The sequence below is a fragment of the Aquabacterium sp. G14 genome, assembly GCF_037482285.1.
In the GTDB taxonomy this organism is placed as follows: Bacteria; Pseudomonadota; Gammaproteobacteria; order Burkholderiales; family Burkholderiaceae_C; genus Aquabacterium.
The window spans coordinates 1-4,880 of sequence record NZ_JBBEYB010000034.1 but is presented as its reverse complement, the minus strand read 5'-3'; the positions used below and the strand labels follow the sequence as shown (position 1 = coordinate 4,880).

The window sequence follows — 4,880 nt, the reverse complement described above, 5'->3', positions numbered from 1 at the left end:
TGACCGACATCGTTCTTCACAACTACGCGTTCTCGCCCTTCTCGGAAAAGATCCGCACTACCCTGGGCCTCAAGCGCATCGCCTGGCGATCGGTGGATGTGGCGCCGCTGCCACCGCGTCCCCTGCTGGCCGCGCTCACCGGTGGCTATCGCCGAATCCCGGTGCTGCAGATCGGGGCCGACATCTACTGCGACACCAATGCCATCCTGCCCGCGCTGGAGCGCCTGCAACCCGAACCGTCGCTGTACCCGAATGATTGCGAGGGCCTGGCGCGCGGCATGGCATTTGCATGGGAGCGGGCGGTCGTGATCCCCGCCGTCGGCGTGGTGGTGCACTACATTGGTGACGCATTGCCGCCGGAGTTCATCAAGGACCGCAAGGAGGGCTTTCTGGGCATCGACATCAGCAAGTCGGCGATGGCGCCCGAACTGCCGCACCACCTGCAGGTGCTGCATGCCCAGTACAGCTGGCTCAAATCGGCGCTGGCGGCGGCGCGTGTCCGCGGCCACGATTTCCTGTTCGGTCCCACCCCCAGCGTGCTCGACCTGGCCTGCTGGCAGACGACCTTCATGCTGCGCAAGAACTCGCCGCCCGAGGTGGATGCGCTGGCCGGCCTGCAAGGACTGGAGGCCTGGTACGACCGCCTGGCGGCCATCGGTCACGGGCATGTCACGCCGATGACGCCCGAAGAAGCGCTGGCGGCCGCGGCGGCCGCGCACCCCGCGCCCGTCACCCACCTGCGCCCCGACGGCGACCCGGGCGGTCTCAAGCCAGGCGCCGCCGTCGTGGTGACGCCCGACGACAACGCGCGCGTACCGGTGCACGGCACGCTGGTGGCCGCCAGCGACGCCCAGGTGGTGATCCACCGCCACGACCCGCAGGCTGGCGACCTGCACTTGCACTTTCCCCGCCTGGGGTTCGACGTGCTGCCCGCCTGATTCCGCCGACCAAGGAGACCAGATCATGACAACGGAAGCCAACTGACCTTGCCCCTGTTCCGTGGAGTTCTTAACCCCCGGCTCACGCGGCATTTTTGCGCTGTGCCTCGTACCAGCGTTGCTCGAACTGCATCGGGCTGAGGTAGCCCAGCGACGAATGCAGCCGGCGGTGATTGTAGAAAGCCACCCAGTCCAGTACCGCCTGCCGGGCCTGCTGGCGGGTGGCAAACTTGTGCCCGTGCACGCTGGCGGCCTTCAGCCGCCCCCAAAAGCTCTCGGTCGGCGCGTTATCCCAGCAGTTGCCCTTGCGGCTCATCGATGAGCGCATCCCCCAGTCCCGCAAGGCCTGCTGGAACTCATGGCTGCAGTATTGGCTGCCCCGGTCGCTGTGGAAGATCAGGCCTGGCGGCGGACGCCGGCGCCACCACGCCATGGCCAGGGCATCCTTGACCAGGCCCGTGTGCATGTGTTCCTGCAGGCTCCAGCCCACCACCTGGCGGCCAAAGAGGTCAATGACCGCAGCCAGGTACAGCCAGCCCTCATCGGTGGCGATGTAGGTGATGTCGCCGCTCCAGAGCCGATTGGGTGCCTCAGGGGTAAAGCGCCGCTGCACCAGGTCGGGCGCCACCGGCAGGCTGTGAGCGCTGTCGGTGGTCACGACGAACCGGCGCGGCGTCTTGGCCCGAATGCCGTGCTGTTTCATCAGCTTGCGCACCCGCTCTTTGCCTACCCGGATACCACGGGCCAGCAGTTCCTTGTGCATGCGCGGCCAACCGTATTCGCCCTTGACCTCGGTGTGGATGGCTCGAATGTGCGCCAGCAGGGCTTCGTCGCTGTAGCGCGCTCCAGTGCGGCCACCACCGCCGCCGCAGCCACCACCCTGGCGGCGCAGCCAGTTGAAATACCCGCTGGCGCTGACCTGCAGCACCTCGCAGGAGACGCTCACCGGGTAGCAGCGCTTCATTTGGTCAATCCAGGCGTACCTCGCAGCGTGTCCTGCGCGAAGTACGCCGCGGCTTTTTTTGCGATGTCGCGCTCCATGCGCAGCCGCGCCACTTCCGCCCGCAGCCGGGCAATCTCCATCTGCTCGGGCGAGACCCGATCGGCTTGGTCCGCCCCCCCCGAGCCGCCAAGGCCGCCCTTGGCGGCCAGCCGCACCCAGTTGCCCAGGCTGGCCTTGGGGATGCCCAAGACCTTGGCCACGACCGCAATGGCCTGCCCGGCGCGCACCTGACGCACCGCCTCCAGCTTGAACTCCCGCGTGTATTGCGCACGCACCTGCTTGTCACTCATCGCTTCTCTCCTTGTCGACATTTTCAACAAGGGCTAAGCACTCCACTTTTCAGGGGCAAGGTCACACGAGCGGGCAATTCGGACACTGATTGCGGCGGCACTTGCCCAGCTTGAAGTTGAAACAGGCACCGCCATCGCCGCCAGCGTTGATCCAGCAACACTTGATCGCTGGCGAGCCTCAGTTTCAGAGCTGCGCCCAGATGGACAAACCCAGCAGAGTTGGCTATGGGCTGCACCGGCGAAACACTCAACCCGCCAAATCAGCGAGGTACTGGAGCGCATCGACCTGCTTTACACGCTGGACGTTCATAAGCACCTGGCAGACATCCCCGATCTCATCTTGCGCCGCTACGCGCGCCGACTTGTCTCCAGGCCGCCCTCAGCCGGAGCCAAGATCAAAGAGCCAGCGCGCACCGTGGAGGTCGCATGCTTTCTTCGGTATTGCCTGTTCACCACCACAGACCAGTTGATCCTTATGGTGCAGCGCCGGATCGCCGATCTGTGGCGTCAGGCTGCCGCCGATGTCCCCGCTACCGTCAATTGGGCCGCAATGTACAAAACGCTGCTCGGCGAACTTGTTGCCTTGAGCGCGCAAGGTGCGGTGCCAGATGCTGAGTTGCGTGCCCGTCTTGAAGCCTTGATCACCGAAACCCAGAAACGCAAACCACCGAGCAGGGCCTCCCTGGTCCGCGAGGGATTGATTGATGGAATTCGCCCCGTGCGGTCGTTGCTCGTCGCCATTGCAAAGCTGCCCTGGCAGGCCACCGGCGAGCATCCTGCCATCGAGTACCTTGCCAAGCTGCAAGCTTTATATCTCAAAGGATCCAGAAAGCTGCCAGTTGAAGTGGTGGCACCAAGTCTGGGAATGATCTGGCAGGTTTCGATCTCCAGCCCAGACCGGGAACGGGCGTTTCAGGCGTTGGAGGTGGCCACCCTGTTTGCCCTGCGCCGCGCGGTGCGCAATGGCTCGGTCTGGATTGAGCACAGCCTGAGCTTTCGGGGTCGTGCGCGCTTGTTCTTCACGGACGAGCGTTGGCAGGCAGAGTCCAAGAAACACTATGCCCGTCTATCGTTACCCAGCAAGGCTGCCACTTTCTTGAAGCCTTTGCTGGCCAGAGTAACTGCCGGTGTCGATGCGGTGGCCGCTGCAGCCCGCAGTGGCGTACTGCGCGTGGATGATGAACTCCATTTGTCGCCATTGCCCGCAGAGGACGAAGACCCAGAAGTGACCAAGCTGCGCGCGGCTTTGGATCACCGCATCGGTGAGGTTCAATTGCCGGAAGTGATTCTGGCCGTTGACGCCCAGGTGCGCTTTAGCTGGATCATGCTCGGACGTGAGCCGCGCTCTACCGACGAGCTGCTGATGGTCTATGCCGGCATCATGGCCCACGGCACCAGTCTGACTGCGGTCGAATGCGCGCGCATGATTCCGCAATTGTCTGCCACCAGCATTCGCCAGGCCATGCGCTGGGCGCGGGACGAACGGCGTCTGAGCCAGGCCTGCCAGGCTGTGCTGGAATTCATGCAGCGACACCCGATTGCCGCCACCTGGGGGCGGTCCGATTTGGCATCTTCTGACATGATGAGCATGGAGACCACCAAACGGGTGTGGCAAGCCCGGCTTGATCCTCGGCGCAACACACCTTCCATTGGAATCTACTCCCATGTAAAAGACCGGTGGGGCATCTTCCATGCGCAGCCCTTTGTGCTCAATGAGCGCCAGGCGGGCGTGGCCATTGAAGGTGTCATCCGCCAAGAAAAGCTGGAGACCAGCCAGCTTGCTGTGGATACCCATGGCTACACCGACTTTGCCATGTCACATGCCCGTTTGCTTGGTTTTGATCTTTGCCCGCGGTTGAAGGAACTCAAACAGCGCCACCTCTTTGTGCCACGCGGCACCAAAGTGCCCGCAGAAATCGCTGCGGTGTGCGAAGCCAATGTCGACGTCGCTTTGATCGAAAAGCATTGGGATAGTCTGGTGCACCTGGCAGCCTCGGTCATGAGCGGACATGCCAGTGCGGTGGCAGCTCTTGCGCGGTTCGGTTCTGCCGCCCAGGGCGATCCAATCTATGAGGCTGGCGTGCAATTGGGGCGGTTGCTGCGTACGGCGTTTTTGGCTGACTACTTTGTCAAGGACGCTTTCAGGAACGAGTTGCGCCGGGTGCTCAATCGGGGCGAGGCTGTTAACGCCCTCAAGCGCGCCATTTATACCGGCCGGATCAGCCCGGCGCAGGCCAAACGTGTCGATGAAATGCAGGCTGTGGCCGATGCGTTGAGCCTGATGGCCAACATCGTGATGGCGTGGAATACCTCACAGATGCAGGCGGTCCTGGATCGCTGGTCGAACCGCCGCCAGGTCATTCCACCGGAACTGATCGGGAAGATTGCGCCCACCAGGCTGGAGAGCATCAACTTGCGGGGTGTGTTTCGCTTCCCGGTTGACCGCTATGCTGACCAAATCCTGCCTTCGCGGCCAAATGCATCGATAACTGGCACCAATGGATGAAACCGACCACGGTTTGACGCCACGAATCGCAGATTTGAAAGTGAACAGGAAAGTCAATGAAATCAACGATCTACCAACACCACCTCCGCGCCAGTGCTAGCTTTTCGTACCGTCACTTATTGCACTGAAAACGAGGAGACCCC

At 62.9% G+C, this 4,880-nt stretch carries 2 protein-coding genes and 1 pseudogene; 2 read left to right on the top strand and 1 reads right to left on the bottom strand.

From position 1 onward, the window contains the following. A partial coding sequence (locus tag WIT60_RS16755) for a glutathione S-transferase family protein (protein ID WP_339584965.1) occupies nt 1-938 on the top strand: 938 nt, incomplete at its 5' end. A gap of 82 nt (nt 939-1,020) precedes the next feature. Here the strand turns inward: WIT60_RS16755 and WIT60_RS16750 are convergent. Beyond that, nucleotides 1,021-2,231, bottom strand: a protein-coding gene (locus tag WIT60_RS16750) for an IS3 family transposase (protein WP_339584964.1) whose coding sequence is annotated in 2 segments (ribosomal slippage) — nt 1,021-1,964 and nt 1,964-2,231 — 1,212 coding nt in all. Because the reading frame shifts where the segments join, the coding sequence is not laid out codon by codon here. Nucleotides 2,232-2,295: 64 nt separating this feature from the next. Here WIT60_RS16750 and WIT60_RS16745 point away from each other — a divergent pair. After that, nucleotides 2,296-4,737, top strand: a pseudogene (locus WIT60_RS16745) (Tn3-like element IS1071 family transposase); the annotation flags it as partial. Between the last annotated feature and the right edge of the window lie 143 nt (nt 4,738-4,880).